This window comes from Lysinibacillus sphaericus (genome assembly GCF_001629735.1).
Taxonomy (GTDB): Bacteria; Bacillota; Bacilli; order Bacillales_A; family Planococcaceae; genus Lysinibacillus; species Lysinibacillus pinottii.
Genome location: NZ_CP015224.1, coordinates 86,477 through 109,872, shown reverse-complemented (window position 1 = coordinate 109,872; position 23,396 = coordinate 86,477). Strand labels below are relative to the sequence as shown.

Below are 23,396 nucleotides of genomic sequence, written 5' to 3'. Positions count from 1 at the left end.
CTGACCAATTGTTGACAAAGTTATGTATACTTTGAGTAAATATCTATTAGAGGTGATGAAATGTATATGATTGAAAGACAACAACAAATATTACAATTTGTAAGACAGCATAAGGTTGTGAAATTGGTAACACTCACGAAAGAATTTAATGTCTCAATGGAAACAATTCGTCGCGATATTCAACAGCTAGTGCAAGACAAGAAAATTGAGAAGTTTTATGGAGGTATTAAATATATTGAACCTGTAGAGGGACTAATTGATCAACGACTACATGAACAGTTAACAGAAAAAATTGCCATCGCCAAAGCAAGTGCTTCTCTTGTTCAAGATGGAGAATGTATTTTTATCGATAGTGGAACAACTACATATCAAATGACACCATTTTTATTGGACAAGGAAAAATTAACAGTCGTGACAAACTCATTACCTGTAGCTTTCGATCTAATCGGCTCTAATATTGAAGTTATACTGCTCGGTGGAAAAGTGCGTCACTCTGAAAAATCCGTTACATCGAATGAATTTCTCTTCCACTTCGAACATCTAAATATTAATAGGGCTTTTATTTGCGCTAGTGGGGTATCTCTTGAAAAGGGGATTTCCGACTTTAATCTAGAAGAAGCTATTACGAGAAAAAAAATTATTTCGATTTCTCAAACCGTCTATGTCGCTACTGATTCTTCAAAATTTAACAAGGATGTAGCTATTCAAGTATGTCCTCTTGAAGAAGTAGATGTCATTATTACAGACGACACACTGTCTAAAAAAACGATTCAACATTTTTCCGATAAAGGGGTTGAAATAAAACTAGTGAACATTTCTGAAGAACACCAGTAATTTAACCAAAAAAACAACTAGTTGCTACGATTGTCAACTAGTTGTTTCTTTATTATATGATAGCAAGCTTGCGCATTATTTTAGCGAGACCATCTGCATCTACATGATCGGCAATATGATGTGCAATAGCCTTCACTCGTTCATGACCATTTCCCATTGCAACACCGGTCCCAACCGCTTGAAGCATTTCTATATCATTAATACCATCTCCAAAAGCAATGGCATCCTTTAATGTGATGCCCATTTTATCCAATACTTTTTCAATCCCTACCGCCTTCGAACCGCCCTTTGGCAAAATATCACAAGAATACGGATGCCAACGGACAAATTGGACATTCGGAAACATTTCACAATATAAAGGTTCATCTTTTTCTTCCATAAATATAAGTGTTTGATATACATCATTCTGCATATAATAGGATGAATCTAATTCTGGATACGGGTATTTAAGTGTATCCAAGCTTTCTGCTACCATCATATGGTCACTGACAGACGCAATCATACGTTTGTCATCTAAAAACACTACCGGTTCATTGCGAGCTTCACCAAAAGCAATAATTTTAGCTAATTCATCTTTTTCAATTCCGTTCGTATAGACAACCTCACCCTTATAAACAACATACTGTCCATTGAAAGTAACATACGTATTAATATCAAGTTCTTCTAATAATGATTCAATCATAAAAGGTGCACGACCTGTAGCAATCGCCAATTCATAGCCATTGCAGCGTGCTTCCAAAAGAGCATTTTTTGCAGATTCAGGTAATTTTTTTTCGCTGTTATAGAGAGTGCCATCAACATCAAAAAACAAAATTTTATTCATTTTATAATCCCTTTCTATAAATAGTACCCATCAAGGTGAATGACTTTACACAGACAATAATTTTGATTATAATGATCCTAAGGAGTGATGTGCCATGCTGAAGAAACTAAAACGGAAATTGTTGAAGCAACTTCGTGGCGTACTCGGAAAAAAATCAATTGCCTAACATTTGCCCTTCATTATTTGAAGGGCTTTTCTTTATTTTAGAGGAACTGCGTGATAATATAAAGGAAATGCATTTATTTGGCTATACGCAACCACTGTCTCACTACTTCCTATTCATTTTATAACATAGTGCACAACCGAAGTATTGAGATACAAGGACTACAAACGTACATTTCTTCTTATAAGAAATTCGTTGTTTTCTTGTAGCACGTGTGTGGTAGTAGTCAAAGGTGCAATAAAATTGTACGCAATTAAAGGAGAGCAAACTATGATTTACAAAGTTTATTATCAAGAAAATGCAAATGAGATTCCAGTTCGCGAAAATACTAAAAGTCTATATCTTGAAGCTGCTTCAGAACGAGAAGTACGTCAAAAGTTAAAAGACCGTAACTACAATATCGAGTTCGTCCAGCTGCTTGAAGGTAACTATTTGGAGTACGAACAAGCAAGCCCGAACTTCGTCTTGGAGGAAATTTAACAAACATGAAGTTTGTTAAAAATGACCAAGCAGCTGTTTTCGCGCTCGGCGGACTGGGCGAAATCGGCAAAAATACTTATGGCGTTCAATTTCAAGATGAAATTATTTTAATTGACGCTGGCATTAAATTTCCAGAAGATGACTTACTCGGCATTGACTATGTTATTCCAGACTATACGTATTTAGTACGTAACGTCGATAAAATCAAAGGACTATTTATTACACATGGACATGAGGATCATATTGGCGGTATTCCTTATCTTTTACGTCAAGTGAATGTTCCAGTCTATGGTGGTAAGCTCGCACTTGGCTTATTACGTAATAAATTAGAAGAACATGGCTTGCTACGTACAACTAAACTCATCGAAATTAAAGAAGAAGATGTTATTAAATTTAGAAAAACATCTGTTAGCTTCTTTAGAACAACTCATAGTATCCCTGATGCTTATGGAATTGTTGTTAAAACACCACCTGGTAATATCGTTCATACAGGTGACTTTAAATTCGACTTTACACCTGTTGGCGAACCAGCCAACCTAACAAAGATGGCCGAAATAGGACGAGATGGCGTACTTTGCTTACTATCAGATAGTACAAACGCTGAAAAGCCTAATTTTACAATGTCAGAGCGTACAGTTGGCAAAAGTATCGATGAAATTTTCCGTAAAGTGGATAGCCGAATTATTTTTGCTACATTTGCGTCAAATATTCACCGTTTACAACAAGCAACAGACGCTGCTATCAAATACGGAAGAAAAATTGCTGTCTTTGGTCGCTCTATGGATAATGCGATTACAATTGGGCGCGAGCTTGGTTATATCAACGCTCCAAAAGATACATTTATTGATGCTCAAAGCATTAATCGACTTCCAGCAAATGAAGTAATGATTTTATGTACAGGCTCACAGGGTGAACCAATGGCTGCATTATCACGTATTGCCAATGGTACTCATCGTCAAATCCAAATACAACCTGGTGATACAGTTATTTTCTCTTCTTCACCGGTTCCTGGTAATACTGTGAGTGTTAATAAAATCATCAATTTATTGTTCCGTGCGGGTGCAGAAGTTATTCATGGTGCATTAAACAATATCCATACTTCTGGTCACGGCTCACAAGAAGAACAAAAATTGATGCTACGTTTAATGAAACCTAAGTTTTTTATGCCTATCCATGGCGAATACCGTATGTTAAAAATGCATACACACTTAGCAGAAGATTGCGATGTACCACTTGAAAATACATTTGTTATGGAAAATGGCGATGTGTTAGCACTAAGTGCCAATGAGGCACATGTGGCTGGTCGTATCCCTTCTGGTGATGTTTATATCGATGGTAATGGTATTGGAGATATTGGTAATATTGTGTTGCGCGATCGTCGCATTCTTTCTGAAGAAGGCCTAGTTATCGTAGTCGTAAGCGTAGATATGGAAAATCAAAAAATTGTTTCAGGTCCTGATATCATTTCCCGTGGCTTTGTCTACATGCGCGAGTCAGGTACGATGATCAATGAAGCTCAAAAAATGCTTAATCGTCATCTGAATGAAACCATTCAAAGCAAAACCCCTCCTCAATGGACAGAGCTTAAAAACGAAATTACAGACGTTTTAGGTCCTTACCTATTTGAAAAAACAAAACGTCGTCCAATGATTCTACCGATTATTATGGAGGTTTAGCCTCATGGAAAGAAGCTATGTAATATGTACATAGCTTCTTTCTTTTTGCTAATTGTAAATTTACTTAATTTTTTTCTTTTTTTGAAACCTCCCTTTTTATTTTTGCGTATATAGTAATAACAACATCCAAAAGGAGCGTTTTATGCTAAATAAACTTCTTCAATCCCTACTCAATGGTAAATCCAAACGTCATTATTCTTCATCAAGCAGTCGTCGCAGATATTCCAAACGCCATAATTATTATGGCCATAAGCATTATAAACGTAGTTCTCGTAAAAGCTCACGTAGTTTTTTCAGCTCTTTGAGTTTTTTCAGTAGCTAATGTGGTGGAAACGACTTTCAGAAAAAAACTTTGATTATGCTGTAGAGCTTTTCATAGCTGAGCATCCAGATTTCACGTTTAAAAAATTTCTTGGCTTTGGCTCATATGGTCGTGCGTACTTAATTGAAAATTGCTCATCAACAGGTCTGTTCGTCTTAAAATGCCTGCGTCCCAAGCATCGTCATCACCAAAAGACCATACATAAATTCAGGCAGGAAATTCAAATTCTACAGCAATTATCATTGCCGAATATACCTAAAATCCATTCGACTGGAACTATCCAAGATATGCCTTATTTTATGATGGACTATATAAACGGCCAAACCTTTGAACAGCTTATTTTTCAAGAAGGTGTTAAATTTCCTGTCGCTCAGTCACTTGAAATAACCAAACAGCTTTTAGAACAAATTATCCTGCTACACAATCACGGAATTGTCCATCGAGATTTACGTATACCTAATATCTTATTGGTTGATCAACAATTACACATTATAGATTTTGGTCTCGCAACGACATTACAAAAGGCAGTGGAACTTTCTTCTATACAAAACCCGAAGCGAGCTGAAAATCATATTAGCGATCTATATTTCGTGGGCCATTTTCTATTGTTCTTACTTTATTCAGACTTTAAGCCACGTAAAAAGAAAGAGGACACGTGGCAACAAGAATTGAATTTACCGATAGAAGTGAAGGATTTTCTCGAACGATTATTATGGATTCAAGACCCTTTTAGTAGTGCATTAGAGGCTTACCGATCTCTGCCACATTTAATAAATATTTCCATACATTTGAAAGAAAAATAAAAAAATAGAATTGTTCACCGATCTAAAGTGAGCAATTCTATCCTATAATTTAAATATTTAAGTATTTTGCACATACATAAGCAATCCAATGATACGCAGGGCTAAGTCGTAGATTTTCTATTAGCCCCTTTACGATGGCTTTACTGTATGTTGGCTTTTCTATTTCGAGTTTTAGCAGTTCCAATGATTCTTTTTCAATAGAATCCTCAGTATTATCAATATTTTGTTCAATTAACTGCAGTAACATTTCCTTTGAAATATCCTGTTCGCAAGGCTTCGCTATAAAAGTAACAAGCTCCTTCGTAATAAAAGGTATCGTTGTATGTCGTGCAATAATATCTGTTTTTTCTGCTAAAGATTTCGCAAGTTGTTCTAAATCGAGAGGCATATCTGAAAAGATAAAAAGTTCCGCATAGCTCTTCATAAAACCTTTAATACAATACATGACATCGTATTTTGTTTCTTGTAGCTTATCCTGATAAAGTTGCTCCAGCATATAAATGATAGATTTAGACATCTCTGCTTCATACGCTGTTATTTTATGAAATAGCTCTTTTTTTGTTAGAAAGACCTTCTCATTAAAAAATACTCTAGCAGATGCAGAGTGATTTTTGAATGCCTGAAAGATACTTTTATAAAATTCAACCAAAATCGTTTCTTTGTTATACGTCCCTCTGACTACTCGGTCAACATCTGTAATAAATTGTTGTAAGTAGTAGTCAACCATAGAGATAACAAGCTCGTCTTTTGTTTTGAAGGATAAGTAAAACGCACCCTTAGAAATCCCACAACGTTCTGTTATTTGCTGTACTGATGTAGCTTCAAAACCCTGTTCAGAAAACAGCTCTAATGCTTTCTCCATAATTAATTGCTTTTTTAACATATTTTTAACTCTCTCCTAATGCATTTCGTTGACAAATGACCGATTAGTCATTAGTATAAATAATTGAATTTAGTTAGTCAATAAAGGGTAGGTGTGAAGGTGAAAGGTTTAGTTAATTTCGTATTGAAAAACAAATTGGCAGTGTGGTTATTAACAATTATCATCACTGTCTCTGGTATTTATTCCGGCACAAGAATGAAAATGGAATCTATACCTGATATCTCGATCCCATACTTAATTGTCATGGGCGTATATCCAGGTGCAACGCCTGAACAAGTCATGAATGAGCTTTCCATCCCATTCGAAAAATCCATAGAAAGCTTAGAAGATGTGAAGGCAGTTTACTCAACATCCTCTTCCAACGTAGCACAAGTGCAGGTTGAATACGACTATGGCATTGATATGGATGAAAAAAAGCGTCAGTTAGAAGCAGCTTTAGATAATCTAAAATTGCCTGAAGGTGCTCAAGAGCCAACTATTATGGCTATCAGTATGAACATGATGCCAGTAGTAGCTTTATCCGTTAGTAGTTCTGAGGAAGATATTGTCGATCTTACTTCTACAGTAGAAGATGTTTTACTTCCTAAGATTGAAAAAATTGATGGTGTTGCCTCTGCAACCATTACAGGTCAGCATATTGAACAAGTATCCTTTAAATATGATGAAGAAAAAATGGCTGCATTAGGGTTAACAGAGGAAACAGTCAAGCAAATGATTCAAGCAAGCGATATGTCACTATCACTTGGTTTATATCAATTTACTGTTGGAGAACAAGCAGTTTCTGTAGACGGTAAAGTAAAGTCCGTAGATGAACTAAAAGATTTATTAATTCCAGTCACACCTTCAGCAACAAATCCTTCACCATTCGTTCGTCTGGGTGATATTGCAAAGATTGAAGTAGAAGGTAAAGTACAATCTGTGTCCCGTACAAACGGTCAAGATGCTATAGCCATTCAAATCGTTAAGGGTCAAGATGCTAACACTGTAACTGTTGTCAATGCCGTTAAAGACCTTATGAAAGATGAAGAAAAACGTTTAGATGGCCTAAACGTAGATATCTCTCTTGACCAAGGTGCCCCAATTGAAGATTCTGTCTTTACCATGATTGAAAAGGCCGTATTTGGTGGTGCAATTGCTGTATTAATCATCTTGTTATTCTTACGTGATTTCAAATCAACCATTATTTCGATTGTTTCGATCCCAGTTTCAGTTTTCATGGCATTACTACTACTAAACTGGATGGATATTACATTAAACATTATGACCCTTGGGGCGATTACCGTTGCCATTGGACGTGTTATCGATGACTCGATTGTAGTTGTTGAAAACATTTATCGACGTATCCATTTAAAACAAGAAAAATTAACAGGTCGAGCTTTAATTCGTGAAGCAACCATTGAAATGTTTAAACCGATTCTTTCGTCAACATTAGTTACAGTGGCTGTATTTGCTCCACTTATTTTTGTAGGTGGTATGGTTGGCGAACTATTCATGCCATTCGCACTAACAATGACGTTTGCATTAGGTGCATCATTATTAGTAGCCATTACCATTGTACCTGCATTATCCCATTTCCTATTCCGTAAAAAACTATACGGTGAGAAAAAAGAAAGCCAGCATAAAGAAGTTGGTAAACTAGCAACATGGTACAAAGGTGTTTTAGAAAAAGCGTTAAATCATAAAATTATTACGTCTCTAATTGCGATTTTCTTACTTGTAGGTTCACTAGCGTTAACTCCTTTAATTGGGTTTAGCTTTATGGGATCACAGGAAGAAAAAGTTATGTACCTCACATATACTCCTTCAACTGGAGAGCTTGCAGATGAAACTGCAGCAAATGTTGAAAAAGTAGAAAAAGAATTAATGAAGCGCAAAGACGTTGATATTTTACAAGTTTCCATTACAGATGCGAACAATGTCGATCCATCAGCAATGATGATGGGCGGAGGCGCTGGCGGAGCTTTAATGTACCTAATCTTTGATCCAGATATGAAAGACTTCCCTAAAGCTCGTGAAGAAGTAGAAGACTATGTATTTAATATAGGTCAATCAGGAGAATGGAAATCTCAGAACTTCTCTTCAATGTCTATGTCTTCAAACGAAGTAAGCTACACACTATATAGTGATGATTTAGATAAGCTACGAGACGCTGTAAATCAAGTAGAAGGTGCTTTAAAAGATGTGGATGGCCTAGAAGATATTAAATCAGATAACGAAGATCCATATGTTGAAAATGTACTTAAAGTAGAACAGAAGAATGTCCTTCAATATGGTTTAACAACTGCTCAAATCGTGATGGCTTTAAATGCAAATACATCACAAGAAGTTTTAACAACCGTGAAAAATGATGGAAAAGATATTGATGTCATTGTTCAACGTGATGCCAAAGCAGCTGCGACTTCACTTGAGGATGTTTTAGCAACTGAAGTTAAAACAGCATTAGGCACAACGATGACTATTGGTGAGCTAGTAGATGTTGAAGAAGGCACGACTCTTAACTCACTATCTCGTTCAAAAGGTGAATACTTCGCAACAGTATCCGGTACGATTATCGGCGATGATATTTCAAAAGCAACTTCTGCTGCCGATAAGAAAATTGACAAATTAGATTTACCAAAGGGTGTAACAACAGGTGTTGCTGGAGTTGCTGCAGATATGCAAGAAACATTCACGAAGCTGGGTGTTGCTATGCTAGCGGCAATAGCGATTGTATACTTCATTTTAGTTGTTACGTTCGGTGAAGGTTTAGCTCCATTCGCTATTCTCTTCTCGCTTCCATTCGCCGTAATCGGTGCATTTGTTGGTTTATTCGTAACAGGTCAAACGATTTCTGTTTCTGTTATGATGGGTCTACTGATGTTAATCGGTATCGTTGTGACGAACGCCATCGTATTAGTTGACCGTATTATTCATATGGAACATGCTGGTTTAGTCATGCGTGAAGCCATTCTAGAAGCTGGTGCTACACGTTTACGCCCAATATTGATGACAGCTATTGCAACAATCGGTGCGATGGTTCCTATGGCACTTGGTTCTGGTGGTAGTGGATTAATATCAAAAGACTTAGCCATTACTGTAATTGGTGGTTTATTATCATCCACTCTATTAACATTAGTGGTTGTACCAATTGTGTATGAAATGCTTTCAAAAATGTTAAAGAAAAATCGTAAAGATATCGAAGAAAATTAATAAAAAACAGCTACTCATGCGGTTCAATCGCTTGAGTAGCTGTTTTATTATTTATTGAACCTCTTTCACTACAAAAGCTTCCTTGCTTTCTACACCTGTAGCAGAAACGGCCGTAATGCCGTATGTATAGTTTTGCTTAGCAAGAGCTGACTTGTCCACAAATTGAGTGATGCCATCCTTATTATATACAACATCCACTATATTTTGAGGGTCATGGTAGGAACCTTCTTTGTTCCCTTTAAAACGATATATAACATACTTACGTGGCTGTGTTCCATTATCGTCAATAATTTCAATCTTACGACCTGCCGTTTCCTTTGTCACTTCTACATAAGTCGGCTTGTTCGGCACTGCGTCATCATTCCAAATTGTTTCTGGTGTCATTGCTGTATAATTATATAGCTGTTGACTAACAATTGTTGCATAGCCTAATTTATTGCTTTGAAAACTTCTTAACGAGAAATGCATTTGCCCATCGGCTGCTACTTTTTCTGAACGATTTTCTAGTATTTGACTGGGCAATTCCATTTTATTTTTCCATGCAGCATCACTGTCATTGCCAACTTTATAATCAGCCAATCCAATATATAGATGAACAGGATGCATTTTTGCATATGTTTGTACTTCATGGCTCCACCAATCTAACAATGTCCCATATTTGGCAACAGATAATGTTCTTGACCAGTAAATTTGCGGGGTAATATAATCAATCGTGCCATTTTGAATCCATGTTCTGACGTCTGCATATAAATCATCGTAATTATTGACACCAGCTCGTGTATCACTTCCTGTTTTATCCAATGATTTATTACGCCATACACCAAATGGTGAAATACCAAATTGTACATATGGCTTTGTCTCTTTAATAGCTGTATAAAGATTTTCAACAAGCCTGTTCACATTATTTCTTCGCCAATCCTCTACCTTGTTAAAGGAAGCACCATATTTTTTGTAAGCTGCTTGATCTGGGAAAACTTCATTTGCAATTTTATATGGATAAAAATAATCATCCATATGAACGGCATCAACATCATAATTGGCTACTAGCTCTCTTACTATTTCAACTAAATAGTCTTGCACCTCAGGTAAACCAGGATTTAAATAATATTGTTTGCCATATTTAACAACCCAGTTTGGATGTGTTATAGCTACATTATCGGGAGCAAGGTCAGTTAGCTTTTGTCCAGACATTGTTACACGATAAGGATTCATCCAAGCATGCAGTTCCATCCCTCGTTTATGTGACTCCTCTACTAGTATCGTAAGAGGATCGTAACCGGGGTTTGTACCTTGTTTTTTCCCTGTTATGTAGGACGACCATGGGGCTAACTCAGATGCATACATTGCATCATTTGTTGGTCTTACTTGATAAATAACAGTATTGAATTTATTGGCTTTTAATTGATCCAATGTTTGGCGTGCCCAAACCGTGTACTGCTCCTTATTCATACCTGCTTTCATATCAAGATTGAGAACCGTTGAAATCCAGACAGCCCGCATTTCTCGTTTCGGCTGTGTTGTGCTTGCCTTCACTGTATTAGCAGGGATTGCTGATAGGCATAACATCAAAATCATAGCGACTAAAGCAATAAGTTTCCATTTACTATTTTTCTTTCTCATATTTCCTCCATTTGCTATTTTTCTATTTTAGTATATGATAAGTTCACGCTATATGCACGTTCCTGAAGCAACTTCACTAACTGGATCAAATAATAATCATGGAATTTGAATTACTACGTATGACTAAAACAAAACCATTTGTTTCTATAACCCTATTTAAAAAGCGCTTTAGTTAATGCAAAAATATGTATCATTATAATCCCTCCAAAAAACACAGATGACCTACACTTCATTATTATTCCGTTACAATTTCCTTATTTTATAATTTAACCTAATTTTTGTTTGATTCATTCTTTACGCAGTCATAAACTGTATGCTACAATCAACACAACTTATATGAACGGAGGGTATTCCAAATGACAGCTTCAATTAGACTACGATTTCACATTACTAATTAAATATGTGTACTCTTTGCCTGCTGTGCAAGGAAATGGAATTAGGTCTAGTCTGTTTTAGGAATACTGGAAAAGAGGGGGACTTCTACTCCCCTCTTTTTTGTTGTCTTTTTACTTTCCACACAGGCATTACTGTTAGAAAGGGATGACGAAATTGGAACATTGGAAACGTAATACAATACTTTTTTTAAGTAGTCAGACGATTTCACTTTTTGGCTCTGCTCTTGTGCAATATGCCATTACATGGTATATCACGCTTACAACGCAATCAGGCAGCATGATGACCATTGCGATTATTTGTGGCTTTTTACCAACCTTCTTCCTAGCACCTATTGCTGGTGTCTGGGCAGATCGTTATAACCGAAAATGGCTTATTATCTTGGCAGATGGCATGATCGCCTTATCTACACTCTTTTTAGCCATTTTATTTTTAATCGGCTATGATGAACTCTGGCTATTGTTTGTCATATCGGCGGTACGTGCAGTTGGTGCAGGTATTCAAACACCAGCTGTGGGCGCTATTTTACCGCAATTTGTACCTGAAGAGCATTTAATGAAAGTTAATGGAGCGAATAGTAGTATTCAAGCTTTTATCATGATTCTTGCACCTATGGCAAGTGGAGCATTATTAACGATGGCTTCAATCGAGTCTATTTTCTTTATTGATGTGACAACAGCTGCTATTGCTATTGCTATTTTCTTATTATTTCTGCATATTCCTGCACATGCAAAAGCTAATCAGCCACAAACAACAGGTTATTTTAGTGATATGAAACAAGGCTTCATCTACATTAAAGAGCATGCTTTCTTGAAACATTTATTCTTGTTCTTTGCCTTTTTCATGCTGCTCGCTGCCCCTGCTGCCTTTTTAACACCTTTGCAAGTTACTCGTAGCTTTGGTAATGATGTCTGGCGCTTGACTGCTATCGAGATGGCCTTTGCCATTGGGATGTTAATTGGTGGTATCGCAATCGCAACATGGGGTGGCTTTAAAAATAAAGTGCATACGATGACATTATCTGCTTTATTATTTGGTCTTTGTACAATGGCTCTCGGAGTCATTCCTGTTTTTTGGCTGTATCTCATAATCATGACAGTTACTGGAATAGCTATGCCAATCTTTAATACACCCGCAACGGTGTTATTACAAGAAAAAGTGAATAGTGATTATATGGGAAGAGTATTTGGCATTCTTAGTATGATATCTACCTCTATGATGCCTTTAGGTATGCTTATTTTCGGTCCGATTGCAGACATTATTGCTATCGAGTGGCTACTTATTGGTACAGGAATCCTCTTATTTATCCAAGGATTTTTCCTACTGGGCAGTAAAGTCTTATTACATGCTGGAAGACCTACTGCTGAGCATAAAGATGTTTAAACATCCTTCTAGTTAATCAACTGACGTTTGCAAACCTGCTGCAAAGCACCTTCCTCGATGTTAAGAAAGTCCTGTCACCATGCAGGGCTTTTTTAATTATCATCATTTTTCTTCTAACAAAACTTATTGAAAAGGCTTTTGCCTGCTGAAAGTGAATAAACGACTAACAGATGAAAATAACAAAACAGCCAACACACAGCTGACTGTTTTGTTTCTGAAATTTTAAAGGGGCACTATTTTCTCTTGCTACCGATTAACAATGTGATTTGTGCCATCGTGAATGGTAATGATGATTTTTTCCGATACGCTACATATTTGGGTACCCAAAAATCTGCATATTTTAACTTGAAGTTTTTTAATCCTTTAAAATGATAAAAATGCTGTCCATGTAGAAAGATTTGCGCAGCTATTTTTTCACTTAAAAAGGAATATCTAGATTGTCCGACGTTGGATAAAGGAGACATCCCCATATTAAAGACACGATAACCTTCCGATTTTGCCCATTCAAATAGTGATAGGAAAATGAAATCCATTGTTCCAGATGGTGAGCCAGGCTTAAAGCGCATAAGATCAACAGAAACCCTTTCCCCTTGATCATACATGGGCATAATACTAGCAAAGCCAAACGTTCCTTGAGCACCACGTAAAACAGCAATATTTGAAGTACTTAAATAATGTTCATCAAAAAAACCAAGTGAAAAACCCTTCTCTGCCCTTCCCTGCAACCATTTTGCTGATACCTCTTTCAATTCCTTCATGACTTCCTGAGAATAAGGTGGACTCATTATTTCCACTATATAATTTTCACGTTCAAACTTATTTCTGATTGCTCGGCTACCCTTCATTTCTTTTCCTGTAAATGTAAATTTATCTAAATCTACAAAGGCTTCCTCACCAAGCTTAAAGAAACTATATCCATACTCGTGTAAGGCGGAGAAAATTTTATTGTTAATTTCGTAAAATACAGGTGTATAGCCATAACGATCAGCCATTTCCAAAAATTCCTGGATAGCAGATAAAAAATCAGATTCATTACCAACCGGATCTCCAAGAACAATAATCTTATCTGCATAAATTTGATAAGAGAATAAAACTGTTCCTTTATCATTCCAATGTACAAATTTATCATGTAAAAAAATTAAATGTGAATACTCCGTCCCTTGATAGGACATCAAATGATTTTTAATAGCTTCCTCTTGTTCATGAGATAAAAGTTTGACCATTTTCTTAGGTGTACATATAAAATAGCCTATATAAAAAATAACAATGGCGATCAGAATACCGATAATCGCACTATTAAAGAGGTCCTGATAATCGGTTATCATATAGTCTTGTAGGGCACTAGGAAAATGAATTTTGGCAGAGGGCAAATTAACGTAGCCAATTACCACATACATCGCTGTAATAACAGTTACTACAGCAAAATCAATAATGACAATTCCCCATGTCAAAACATAACTTTCTCGATAAAACTGCTTTTTTGACACCATTAATAACACTGCGACAATGACTAAAAAAATGGCTTCCTCATAATCAAAACCTTTAAAAATTGAAAATAGCGCCGAACTACTTAGCACAACAATAGCGAGCTGGTAGGCCCTTTTTACCTTGTATTTGATTCCCCTACATAACCCTAACAGTATAAAGCCCGCTGCCACGGTCAATTGATGGGATACATTCATAATGGGCGAGGATAAAAACTCCTGAGCAATTTTTAGACGACTTAGTATCCCTGGCAAAGCTGCAGATAGCAATAAAATAATGCCAGATATAAACACCAATATGGTTAATAGCGTATGGCTTAGTTTCTGAAAAATAATATTAGGTAAGTCATCCCAAGATTGATTCCACCGCATCCAATATTCTTTAATAAATAAGAGTACAGAAACTAAAAATGGTAGAACAAAATAGCCCACTCGATACAATATTAATAGAAACAACACCTTTTCATCAGCAATTCCAATACTTTGTGTTCCCCATAAAAAAACGAGATCAAAGGAGCCAACACCGCCAGGTATCATACTGACTATTCCTGCGCTAGAAGCAATTAAAAAAATGGGAATTAATGTAGATAATTCTATTGGAATCTTCAAAATAAACGTTAAAGCCCAGATCACAAAAAATACGGCAAGCCACTCAGCTACTGAAGTGATCATCAATTGAACTGATATTTTTGGTGTTAAAGAACTTTCCTTTTTATAGCGAATTATATACATCGCCAAAAAAGCTGGTACATATAGGCTGACAAGAACTACGGCAATCGATAACCATCGTTCTTCTTTAAGCAACGGGAAATCCCAAAAGAATATATACATAATCCACGTTAACAAGGAAATTCCGGTTAAATAAAACAGTGTGACCGAAGCAATACTTCGCATCATGCCTTCTTGATCTTCTTTATATTTGGTATAAAAATAATCGCGTAAAAATATACCAACTAATCCCCCAAAGCCAATGAGGTTTGAAAAGGTATTAACAATAAATGAATGATTGAGCAGATTACGTTTATTAATCTTGATACGTAAGATGTTTGCTAAAATAACATCGTAAAAAATCATTGGGGTAATCGCTAAAAAGGTGATTAGAAAGATCAATAAAAGCTCCCATAGCTGAAGCTCATTCACTTCTTTTTGTAGTAAATGAACATCTATCCCACTCACTGTTTGTTGAATTTCATAAATAGCTATCCCCAAAAGTATTATTGGGAAAATAATTTTTAATAATTTCAACAGTGCCTCTTTTCGAACGGTAAACATATGCCAAACCTACTTCCCATAATCTAACTAAACTTTCTATTACCTATTTAAGGTAACAGACTATTTCCATATTGTAACGTATTCTTTGCTATATGTATTGTCAAAGTAAGGTACTACTATTCATTAATAAATAAACTATATAGAACAATTTTATACTCCTAACTAACCAACATCAAAAGGGCCATTTTCATCCCTCTATAATTAGAGACATAAAAATGACCATTATTGGCTCTAATTTTTTAGAGTCGCATACAGTAAAGTGAATGACCATACAACCGATAAATCTAACATAACTAATGATTAGATATAGTAACGATGAATAGGACGTCCTACACTTCCATATTGTATATCTACTTTTAATAGACTTTGCTTTTCTAAGAAGTCAAGATAACGTCTAGCTGTAACACGTGCTGTACCTATATAAGTAGAAACCTCCTCGGCAGATACTGCCCCACCACTTGTTTGAATATAGGCAAACACTTTATCTAACGTAGCTCGATTAAACCCCTTTGGTAGCTCCTCTATAGTAATTGCCTCCGTTCCTGCTGTTGTAATAACAACTTGCTCAGGGAGACGTTGCTGCATTAAATGATCCACATCATGCTGGGTTAAATCCTGCATACCGCTTATTTTTTTTCTGTAGCTTCGATAATTTTTTAATGTTTGCTCAATCCGCTCAAATGTAAAAGGCTTCATAATATAATCATATACACCTAAGTGTAAAATACGCTGCACAGTGGGCATATCATTCGCAGCAGTTACAGCGATAACATCGACCGGAAGATGCTCCTCTCGAATTTTCCCTAACGTAATAATGCCATCTTGCTCTGGCATAAAAATGTCTATAAAGACAAGCTCTGGGGTTAATTGTTTAATTTTTTGAATTCCCTCAATACCATTACTAGCATAGCCGACTAAAGAAAAACCTTTGATTTGCTCAATAAATTGCCTGTTCACTTCTCGTACCATTGGATCATCTTCAATTAATAAGACATTTATTACATCCATCTATACTTCTCCTAACTCAAATAAAATTAAGAAACTTGTTCCTTTCATAAATTCACTCACTACTTCTATATCTCCGTTGCCTTTTCTTATAATTTCATAGACTAGATGCAAGCCAATGCCCCGATTTTCAGCAGCCTTTGAAGAAAATCCATTTTCAAACATACGATCCTGTACCTCTTTGGACATGCCAATCCCATTATCAGAAACTGCTATCGCTAAGACTCCATCATGCTCGTCTACAGAGATGGCTACATATTTATCTTCTTTAGAAAGGACATTCAAAGCCTCAAAAGCATTTTCAATTAAATTGCCGAGTAACACAACAAAATCATGATGATCTAATAGAGGAGGAAAGCGTTTAAAATGACTTTTCTGATCAATCTCAACCTCGATACCCAGTTCTTTTCCATAACTTACTTTACTTAATAACAAACCTGAAATATTTTCATTATGAAAGCGTTCGTTTAAGAACTTCGTCAATGATGCTTCATTTTCAGTGGTGACTGTAACATATTCAAGTGCTTGCTTTGTGTGTCCCAGTTGTAATAGTCCTGCAATCGTATGAATTTTATTTTTATGCTCATGGGTTTGCACACGTAATGCTTGAACAAAGGCCTTTACACCTGTCACTTCCTCTGCAAGCTTCTTCACAGCTGTTAAATCTTTAAACATAGCAACTGCCCCAACTAGCTCGCCATTCACAATAATGGGGACACGATTACTTAAGATACTATGATGATTAATGTAAAGCTCTTGATCATAAACAGGAGTTGCTGTTTCAACAATTTCAGGCAGGCGAGTATCCGGCAAAACATCATAAATCTTTTGTCCAATACAGTCCTCTATTTTCCGAGTAACACCTAAAATATCAGCTGCTTTCTCATTAAAAATCGTTATATTCATCTCCTTATCAACGGCTATTATTCCCTCATGCATAGCATTAAAGGTTTCTGTTCTTTCCACATACATTTTGGCAATTTCATGAGGTTCTAGCCCAAACATTTGTTTTTTTATATGCCGTCCAAGTGTATATGCACCAAAAATACTGAAAATCAGTGAGATAACAATAGTTATCATAATTTCTCGCTCATAGCTTTGTAGCATTTCTAGCAGTGTTGGTAATGAATAGCCAACTACTACAATGCCCACTTGCTCCCTTTTGTCATTAATAATGGGGACAAAAGCCCGTATCATGACACCTGATTCTCCACGTGCCTTCGAAACATAATAATGCTCACTAAATGCCGCATTTAAATCCTGCGACTCACTGCGCTGTCCTAATTCCTTACTTACTGGATGAGATAGTTTAATACGATCCATATTCATCACAACAATATACTCTGCCTTATTAATCACTCTAATGCCATCTACAATTTTATTAATATTTTTGGCGGATTCTTTTATATTGTCATTGTTCAAATGCACACTTAACTCTGGTACATTCGATACAGTTCGTGCTACAAGCATTGCTCGCTGACCGTAATCTTTTTCCTGTTCAGATAATAAGTTACCGAGTACAAAAATACCACCTAGTAAAAAGGAGAGTGCAATGATTAAAAATGTCATTAACAGTATTTTGCCGTTTACAGGCATTTTCATCATTCAATAAATCCTTCCTTTCAAATTCGCATTCTCATTAGTAGTGGCACACATATTTACGATATGGTTTTAAGATTATCTGCAAAAAATTCTTTTGACAACACCTTTAGTCTATATAAATAGCAGAAAATATTGAATTTAATGAACAATATTATAATTCGACCATTTACAATGAACTCTTTTTTTATTTTATGTTTTTGTATTATAACAATAATAGATTAACTTTAGCGTACCATAACAGAGATAGTTATTGATATTACTATATTTATATGTGAATGTAAGAAAATGTACTTAATGAACGTTATGTTTCTTATTTTCTAAATCTCTTTTTTTAAGAAGTATTCGCTATGATGATTCTAGTGAAAGCGATATCAAAGAGAAAATTTAGAAAAGAGGTAGCAAAAAATGAGGATACTGAAAAATTTAACTGTTCAGGTTATTGTGGCTATCATCCTTGGGATTATTGTTGGTGCCATTTTCCCCGAGTTCGGTGCTAGTTTAAAAATCTTAGCAGATCTATTCATTAAATTAATTAAAATGTTAATTGCCCCAATTATCTTCCTAACAGTTGTTATTGGAATTGGCAGTATGGGGGATATGAAAAAGGTTGGGAAAATCGGAGGTAAGGCATTACTTTACTTCGAGATAGTTTCCACAATTGCCTTAGCAATCGGAATTGCTGTTGCTTTAATTGTAAGTCCTGGTACTGGATTAGATACATCAGGTGCGTCTGATGCTGATATTTCGAAATATACAACTGCTGCGGCTGAATCTGAGCAAGGCTTGGGTGCATTTATTTCTAGTATTATTCCTGAAAATGTAGTGGGTGCATTGGCAACTGGTCAACTATTACCAGTCCTATTCTCTGCTATTTTATTTGGCTTAGCAGCTGCCTCAATCGGAGCACCTGCAAAACCAGTCATCACATTCTTTGAGCAAGTAGCAGAAATCTTCTTCAAGATTGTCAGTATGGTGATGAAAATATCACCAATTGGAGCTTTTGGTGCAATGGCCTATACAATTGGGAACTTTGGATTAAAATCCTTAGGTAATCTAGGTCTATTAATGGCTGCCGTATATATTACAATGTTTTTATTTGTTGTCTTTATTTTAGGTGGCATTGCAAAGTTTTTTGGATTCAATATTTTTAAATTTATTGCTTACATCAAAGATGAAATTTTCTTAGTAATTGGGACATCCTCCTCTGAATCAGCTCTACCATCTATGATGCGAAAGCTAGAGAATTATGGCTGCTCAAAGCAGGTTGTAGGTTTAGTCGTTCCTACTGGGTATTCATTCAATCTAGATGGGACTTCTATTTATCTATCAATGGCAGCCCTGTTTATTGCACAAGCATACGGGATGGACCTAACTTGGATTCAAATCATTACATTACTCGGAATTTTAATGATTACTTCTAAAGGTGCAGCGGGTGTAACCGGATCAGGATTTATTACATTAGCAGCGACTTTAGCTGCTTTCCCAATGATACCAGTGGAAGGAATAGCACTTTTAATTGGTGTCGATCGTTTTATGTCAGAGGCTCGTGCTGTTACAAATTTAATTGGTAATGGCGTTGCTTGTGTGGTAGTATCGAAATCCGAAAAAGAATTTGATGTCACGATGGAAGAACGTGCCCTTCAAGGAAAGGCCACTATAGTATCCTAAGAAAAAGGGTAGTGATGACAGCCACGGCTGTTTCACTGCCCTTCTTATGTTTTTTTTCAAGGGTAGACTATGGAAAACGATTATGTTTAAACTCTAGTAAAATGGTGAAAGTGTATAGTAAGAGGTGATTATAAATGACTAATAAAAAGCAATCAAAAACGCGCTATACAAACAATCCTGATGTGTTGGATACAGGGAAGGAAAGTATTTTTGATAAACATGAGGATATGAAAACCGTTGATCCTATACCTGTCGAAGAACTAAATGAAAAAGTCAAAGATGAACAGCATAAAACGAAAACAAAGGACTCCTCTGCAACCGATAAACGCTATCCGTAAAATGAGATTACGCATAGAAGATGTGTCCACAGATGATGTGTATGTGTATTCACCCATCTCCCCTTTATAAAAAGTTGGCCCCATTCATTCTGAGGTCAGCTTTTTTGTATACAATAATGTTAAAGGAGGGGATTACATGAAATATAATGTACCCATTTTGAAAACAGAAAGACTACTTTTAAGACCTGTTACACAGCAGGATGTCGAGGCTATGTTCGATTATACTTCTCGAGAAAGCGTAGCCCGTTATGTAACATGGCATGCCCATACAAGTATAGAGGATACTAAAGCTTTTTTGACGTTCATTTTAAATGGGTACGAGCAAGGCAATCATTTACTTTGGGGAATTGAATATTCAGGGACTCTAATTGGGACAATTGACTTTGTTACAGTTGATAACACCCATAAATGTGGGGAAATCGGTTTTGTTCTTTCGGAGGATTATTGGAATAAAGGAATGACAACGGAAGCCACAAAAAAGCTGATTGACTTTGGATTTCAGGAATTAAAGCTCGTACGTATTCAAGCGAGATGCTTTGAAGAAAACATAAGCTCTCAAAAGGTAATGGAGAAATCTGGAATGCAAATTGAAGGGCTGTTACGCAAAAGTATGTTCGTCAAGGGTCAATATAAAAATGTGAAAATGTACGCTATAACTGATGATGATGCAAGGAACCCATAACAAATAAAAGCCTTGCCAAATTAGCAAGGCTTTGTACTATAACCATTGTTCGATACAATAAATCTTTCTAGCTGTAGCATCTAGCCTCACTCGTTTACCAATTGCTATCGGATGCATAGGCTGTGTATGAGAAATATCCACTTCAGCCAAAATAGGCATAATTATACCGTCCAATTGTTCAAGTAATATATCGGAAGGCTGGCGTCCGGTCCCTAGATCATCATAACATTCATGCTTGCCCAAAATAATTCCACTGATTTTGTCCAAAATACCGTGCAATTTGAGCATCGCAAAATTCTTTTCCACAATCGCCGCATTTTTCATACAATCTTCTATTAATAAAATGTCGCCTTCAGCAATTACTGGGAAATAAGGCGTACCAATAAAACCATACATGGCATTAACATTTCCCCCAATTAGCCTCCCTTCTACAACTCCCTCTCGGACGGTTATCCATTCATTTTTGATTAACTTTTTCTCCACTGTTTTCTCTAGCCAATTGACTGGCTCATCTGACCAGTAAGGGGGCTTTTGTATTTCATAAGGAAGCACTTGGGGTTGCAAGAAATACGCCTCAAAAAATTTGTATGTATCGTTGACTAATGGCTCAAACTCGCCAAAGGAAGGCACGAACGCTGGACCATAAAATGTTGAGATACCTGTCTTCGCATAAAGCGCCAGTAGAATAGCTGTTGCATCAGAGTAGCCTATAATGATTTTGGGGTTTCGTTGGAAAGCCTCATAATCAATATAAGGTAGCATACTATTGGAATTGGTACCTCCAATCGTAGACATAATAATATCCACCCTTGGATTGCGAAGTAATTCATTTAATTCTTCTGCTCGTTTTTTAGGTGAGCCCGAGCGATAATAATCGGATTTGTCAGTAAGAGAACCATCTACAATATGAAAATTTCTCTCTTCTAGAAATGCTTTCGCACGCTCAAAACGTTTTGACGCAGAAACCGTCGCTGGAGAGGACGGTGAAAAAATACCGATAGTAGTCATCTCCTACTCCTTTTCTTATACAAGTTTTGACATGTAATACTCATTGATATATTGTCCATCCACATACAAGGAATCCCGTTTCATTCCCTCAATATCAAAGCCCATTTTCTTATATAAAGCAATTCCAGCTTCATTATTTTCCATCACCGTTAACTCGAGACGATGAATACTATTATCTTTTGCCCATTTTTCTACATGATTAAATAAGGCTGTTCCAATTTTTCTGCCTCTATAATTACTCTGGATGCCAATGACAAGATAGGCACGATGAGCAATTCTGGATGCTTCATTACCTTGTGCAATTAAATATGCGACCACCGTATCATCTATTTCAGCTACGAATAAGGCTGAATGACGGCTATGATTTAGCTTTTCTAAATAATTTGCAAACGGCTCAGGCGCCATTTTTCGTTCGCCAGGACCAAATAACATCAAATTAGATGCTTCCGCATTTTTCATAACAGCTATAATTTGAGCACTATCATTTCTTGTTGCTTCTCGTATTAGCATGTCAAGAACCTCACTTCCTATTTTTTTTCTTTATCCATTAGAAAATAAATATATGTTTATCTAAAGCCCCCTATCTCTGCTTTTAAAGCTTTAGCATGTTTGACCTGACCATAATTTCCTTCCCTTTTAATAGCATTGGATTTTAGCAACTAATTTTTCATTGTTAAAATGAAGCGTCTCTGCATCATTCAGCATATATGCCTGCAATGTTGCATTATTTTTTAGCCAGCTATTAAATAGCATGCTTCGTTCTGGATCATCATAATGTGGACAAAATGTTCCTGATAATATCCCTAGCCCGTTGTATTCCTCATAATGATTGTTTTGATTTTCACTAAAGCATTTGTCAAACCAACACATTGCCCCAGCACTAATGCCAGCTAAAATAACACCGCTTTTATAAGCTTCCTTCAATAACTCCCCGAACTGATAGGCATGCCATTTATCTAAAAGAAGCTTGGTATTTCCCCCACCTACATAGATAATATCCTGTGCCAATATTTTTTCTCGAATTTGTATGTCATTCATGTCCTTTTGCAAAATATGAGTAGCGTCACAATGTGTAAATGCTGAATAAAATTTGTCGATATACCCCTGTGCATCATTACTTGCTGTTGGAATAAAACAAATTTTGATACGTTCATTTGTCTTAATTTGACTCAAAATATAATGGTCAATAAAGGAAGGGATTTGCTGAGAAAATCCTCCGCCTGATATGGCAACGATTTGTCTAGTGACAGCACTCGTTTTTTTAAATTCATAGACCGCTTGCTCTCGACCAAATCTTTCAAGTACCTGTACTTTTTTCATCCCTAGCTTTTCGAGTAGGCGACAGGATGCATGATTAACAGTTTGTGTCTCTGCCACGATAGAAGAGATATTTAAATACTTCAAACCTTCCTCTATCACTTGTGTTAACACTTCGAATGCTAACCCCCTCCCCCAATACTGAGGTAAAAATTGATAGGAAAGTTCATACATCTCTTGCTCATGATACTCATCAATGGATACAAGGCCTATAAATTCCCCCGTCTTCTTTAATGAAATATAAAAATATGTATTAGGAAATGGTGCCTCTAGCATGCCTCGAAAAGAAGCTTCAATATAGTTTTTTTGTGGAACTCCTCCAAGATACTCTCTGACGCTTTCATTTGTGTAGAGCCCCTGAATATCTATGAAGTGTTCTGGTTGTATACGTTCGATCACACATCGATTAGACATAAACTTCATATATTTTTACCCCCTTCTTTATGTCAAA

The 23,396-nt window shown here is 36.2% G+C and carries 18 protein-coding genes; 9 read left to right on the top strand and 9 right to left on the bottom strand.

What is annotated here, in order from left to right:
* Positions 1–66 precede the first annotated feature (66 nt).
* The gene (locus A2J09_RS00465; RefSeq protein WP_012293086.1) at positions 67–834 is read left to right on the top strand and encodes a DeoR/GlpR family DNA-binding transcription regulator; all 768 of its coding nucleotides are present in this window, start codon (positions 67–69) and stop codon (positions 832–834) included.
* A gap of 52 nt (positions 835–886) precedes the next feature.
* On the opposite strand, the gene A2J09_RS00460 is transcribed toward A2J09_RS00465, so the two are convergent.
* Positions 887–1,657 carry a Cof-type HAD-IIB family hydrolase gene (locus A2J09_RS00460; RefSeq protein WP_012293085.1) on the bottom strand — a complete coding sequence of 257 codons (771 nt, stop codon included), beginning with the start codon at positions 1,655–1,657 and terminating at the stop codon, positions 887–889.
* Between the two features lie 433 nt (positions 1,658–2,090).
* Here A2J09_RS00460 and A2J09_RS00455 point away from each other — a divergent pair, with 433 nt between their 5' ends.
* The 3 genes from A2J09_RS00455 (at position 2,091) to A2J09_RS00445 (ending at position 5,101) form a co-directional block, all read left to right on the top strand.
* A complete protein-coding gene (locus A2J09_RS00455; RefSeq protein WP_012293082.1) occupies positions 2,091–2,300 on the top strand; it encodes a DNA-dependent RNA polymerase subunit epsilon in 210 nt (69 codons plus the stop codon).
* Between the two features lie 5 nt (positions 2,301–2,305).
* Positions 2,306–3,976: a ribonuclease J1 gene (rnjA, locus tag A2J09_RS00450; protein ID WP_012293081.1), complete on the top strand. Its 1,671-nt coding sequence runs from the start codon at positions 2,306–2,308 to the stop codon at positions 3,974–3,976.
* Between the two features lie 321 nt (positions 3,977–4,297).
* A complete protein-coding gene (locus A2J09_RS00445; protein WP_012293080.1) occupies positions 4,298–5,101 on the top strand; it encodes a serine/threonine protein kinase in 804 nt (267 codons plus the stop codon).
* A gap of 49 nt (positions 5,102–5,150) precedes the next feature.
* Here A2J09_RS00445 and A2J09_RS00440 read toward each other — a convergent pair whose 3' ends face one another.
* The gene (locus A2J09_RS00440; RefSeq protein ID WP_012293079.1) at positions 5,151–5,984 is read right to left on the bottom strand and encodes a TetR/AcrR family transcriptional regulator; all 834 of its coding nucleotides are present in this window, start codon (positions 5,982–5,984) and stop codon (positions 5,151–5,153) included.
* Between the two features lie 99 nt (positions 5,985–6,083).
* Between A2J09_RS00440 and A2J09_RS00435 the strand changes: the two genes are divergently transcribed.
* Complete coding sequence (locus tag A2J09_RS00435; protein ID WP_036160909.1) at positions 6,084–9,173, top strand: efflux RND transporter permease subunit; 3,090 nt, start codon at positions 6,084–6,086, stop codon at positions 9,171–9,173.
* Between the two features lie 51 nt (positions 9,174–9,224).
* Here the strand turns inward: A2J09_RS00435 and A2J09_RS00430 are convergent, their stop codons facing one another.
* Positions 9,225–10,793, bottom strand: coding sequence for a glycoside hydrolase family 10-like protein (locus A2J09_RS00430; protein WP_012293077.1), 1,569 nt, complete (start codon positions 10,791–10,793; stop codon positions 9,225–9,227).
* A gap of 540 nt (positions 10,794–11,333) precedes the next feature.
* On the opposite strand from A2J09_RS00430, the gene A2J09_RS00425 reads away from it, so the two are divergent.
* Positions 11,334–12,569 carry an MFS transporter gene (locus tag A2J09_RS00425; protein WP_036160906.1) on the top strand — a complete coding sequence of 412 codons (1,236 nt, stop codon included), beginning with the start codon at positions 11,334–11,336 and terminating at the stop codon, positions 12,567–12,569.
* A 233-nt stretch (positions 12,570–12,802) separates the two neighbouring features.
* Here the strand turns inward: A2J09_RS00425 and mprF are convergent, their stop codons facing one another.
* From mprF to A2J09_RS00410, 3 genes are all read right to left on the bottom strand, one after another.
* Positions 12,803–15,325 carry a bifunctional lysylphosphatidylglycerol flippase/synthetase MprF gene (gene mprF, locus A2J09_RS00420; protein WP_012293075.1) on the bottom strand — a complete coding sequence of 841 codons (2,523 nt, stop codon included), beginning with the start codon at positions 15,323–15,325 and terminating at the stop codon, positions 12,803–12,805.
* Between the two features lie 300 nt (positions 15,326–15,625).
* Positions 15,626–16,333, bottom strand: coding sequence for a response regulator (locus tag A2J09_RS00415; RefSeq protein ID WP_031418850.1), 708 nt, complete (start codon positions 16,331–16,333; stop codon positions 15,626–15,628).
* On the bottom strand, positions 16,334–17,935 hold the full coding sequence (locus A2J09_RS00410; protein WP_036160903.1) for an ATP-binding protein: 1,602 nt from the start codon (positions 17,933–17,935) through the stop codon (positions 16,334–16,336).
* A gap of 402 nt (positions 17,936–18,337) precedes the next feature.
* On the opposite strand from A2J09_RS00410, the gene A2J09_RS00405 reads away from it, so the two are divergent.
* From A2J09_RS00405 to A2J09_RS00395, 3 genes are all read left to right on the top strand, one after another.
* Positions 18,338–19,600, top strand: a complete 1,263-nt coding sequence (locus A2J09_RS00405) for a dicarboxylate/amino acid:cation symporter (RefSeq protein ID WP_031418848.1) — start codon at positions 18,338–18,340, stop codon at positions 19,598–19,600.
* A 134-nt stretch (positions 19,601–19,734) separates the two neighbouring features.
* The gene (locus A2J09_RS00400; RefSeq protein ID WP_012293071.1) at positions 19,735–19,938 is read left to right on the top strand and encodes a hypothetical protein; all 204 of its coding nucleotides are present in this window, start codon (positions 19,735–19,737) and stop codon (positions 19,936–19,938) included.
* A gap of 136 nt (positions 19,939–20,074) precedes the next feature.
* Positions 20,075–20,620 (top strand): GNAT family N-acetyltransferase, encoded by a 546-nt coding sequence (locus A2J09_RS00395; protein ID WP_012293070.1) that lies wholly within the window; start codon positions 20,075–20,077, stop codon positions 20,618–20,620.
* 36 nt (positions 20,621–20,656) lie between these two features.
* Here the strand turns inward: A2J09_RS00395 and A2J09_RS00390 are convergent, their stop codons facing one another.
* The 3 genes from A2J09_RS00390 to A2J09_RS00380 all read right to left on the bottom strand — a co-directional run bounded on the left by A2J09_RS00390 (position 20,657) and on the right by A2J09_RS00380 (position 23,368).
* On the bottom strand, positions 20,657–21,628 hold the full coding sequence (locus A2J09_RS00390; RefSeq protein WP_012293069.1) for a S66 family peptidase: 972 nt from the start codon (positions 21,626–21,628) through the stop codon (positions 20,657–20,659).
* 15 nt (positions 21,629–21,643) lie between these two features.
* Entirely contained in the window at positions 21,644–22,138 is a 495-nt protein-coding gene (locus A2J09_RS00385; RefSeq protein ID WP_012293068.1) for a GNAT family N-acetyltransferase, read from the bottom strand.
* Between the two features lie 126 nt (positions 22,139–22,264).
* Positions 22,265–23,368, bottom strand: a complete 1,104-nt coding sequence (locus A2J09_RS00380; protein ID WP_036160900.1) for a GNAT family N-acetyltransferase — start codon at positions 23,366–23,368, stop codon at positions 22,265–22,267.
* Positions 23,369–23,396: the final 28 nt, after the last annotated feature.

What these genes read in the sequence shown, in the direction of transcription:
- A2J09_RS00465 (WP_012293086.1), top strand. Translation starts at nt 67, where the DNA reads ATGATTGAAAGACAACAACAAATATTACAATTTGTAAGACAGCATAAG.
- A2J09_RS00460 (WP_012293085.1), bottom strand. Translation starts at nt 1,657, where the DNA reads ATGAATAAAATTTTGTTTTTTGATGTTGATGGCACTCTCTATAACAGC.
- A2J09_RS00455 (WP_012293082.1), top strand. Translation starts at nt 2,091, where the DNA reads ATGATTTACAAAGTTTATTATCAAGAAAATGCAAATGAGATTCCAGTT.
- rnjA (WP_012293081.1), top strand. Translation starts at nt 2,306, where the DNA reads ATGAAGTTTGTTAAAAATGACCAAGCAGCTGTTTTCGCGCTCGGCGGA.
- A2J09_RS00445 (WP_012293080.1), top strand. Translation starts at nt 4,298, where the DNA reads ATGTGGTGGAAACGACTTTCAGAAAAAAACTTTGATTATGCTGTAGAG.
- A2J09_RS00440 (WP_012293079.1), bottom strand. Translation starts at nt 5,984, where the DNA reads ATGTTAAAAAAGCAATTAATTATGGAGAAAGCATTAGAGCTGTTTTCT.
- A2J09_RS00430 (WP_012293077.1), bottom strand. Translation starts at nt 10,793, where the DNA reads ATGAGAAAGAAAAATAGTAAATGGAAACTTATTGCTTTAGTCGCTATG.
- A2J09_RS00425 (WP_036160906.1), top strand. Translation starts at nt 11,334, where the DNA reads ATGACGAAATTGGAACATTGGAAACGTAATACAATACTTTTTTTAAGT.
- mprF (WP_012293075.1), bottom strand. Translation starts at nt 15,325, where the DNA reads ATGTTTACCGTTCGAAAAGAGGCACTGTTGAAATTATTAAAAATTATT.
- A2J09_RS00415 (WP_031418850.1), bottom strand. Translation starts at nt 16,333, where the DNA reads ATGGATGTAATAAATGTCTTATTAATTGAAGATGATCCAATGGTACGA.
- A2J09_RS00410 (WP_036160903.1), bottom strand. Translation starts at nt 17,935, where the DNA reads ATGATGAAAATGCCTGTAAACGGCAAAATACTGTTAATGACATTTTTA.
- A2J09_RS00405 (WP_031418848.1), top strand. Translation starts at nt 18,338, where the DNA reads ATGAGGATACTGAAAAATTTAACTGTTCAGGTTATTGTGGCTATCATC.
- A2J09_RS00400 (WP_012293071.1), top strand. Translation starts at nt 19,735, where the DNA reads ATGACTAATAAAAAGCAATCAAAAACGCGCTATACAAACAATCCTGAT.
- A2J09_RS00395 (WP_012293070.1), top strand. Translation starts at nt 20,075, where the DNA reads ATGAAATATAATGTACCCATTTTGAAAACAGAAAGACTACTTTTAAGA.
- A2J09_RS00390 (WP_012293069.1), bottom strand. Translation starts at nt 21,628, where the DNA reads ATGACTACTATCGGTATTTTTTCACCGTCCTCTCCAGCGACGGTTTCT.
- A2J09_RS00385 (WP_012293068.1), bottom strand. Translation starts at nt 22,138, where the DNA reads ATGCTAATACGAGAAGCAACAAGAAATGATAGTGCTCAAATTATAGCT.
- A2J09_RS00380 (WP_036160900.1), bottom strand. Translation starts at nt 23,368, where the DNA reads ATGAAGTTTATGTCTAATCGATGTGTGATCGAACGTATACAACCAGAA.